This is a genomic window from Clostridioides sp. ZZV15-6598 (genome assembly GCF_020657705.1).
Classification (GTDB): domain Bacteria; phylum Bacillota; class Clostridia; order Peptostreptococcales; family Peptostreptococcaceae; genus Clostridioides; species Clostridioides difficile_F.
On sequence record NZ_JAGWCS010000366.1, the window covers coordinates 1 to 311 of the forward strand.

Sequence of the window (311 nt, forward strand, 5' to 3'; positions counted from 1 at the left end):
AAGTTAAGACTTATGGTTCTTACATATGTTATTTAAAAATAAATACAAAAACCTTCAAAATACTTGTTTTAAATAATCGTATACGTTAATATCATGATGAGTGATGAAAAATGGAAGTAACTCATGGGATATGTATATTTAGTACAATAATATATCAATAATCATAAAAAACAAGTAAAGTGAGGTGGTAGTAGTGGAAAAAGCGTATAAGTTTAGAATGTATCCAAATAAAAAACAGCAAGAGCTAATTAACAAAACTTTTGGATGTTGTAGATTTGTATACAATAAATATCTTTCTAAAAGAATAGAAG

At 24.8% G+C, this 311-nt stretch carries 1 protein-coding gene; it reads left to right on the top strand.

Features of this window, described 5'->3' with window-relative positions:
- Window positions 1-184: 184 nt before the first annotated feature.
- Window positions 185-311 (top strand): helix-turn-helix domain-containing protein (locus KGF50_RS22080; RefSeq protein ID WP_227850017.1); only part of this gene is annotated, 127 nt, incomplete at its 3' end.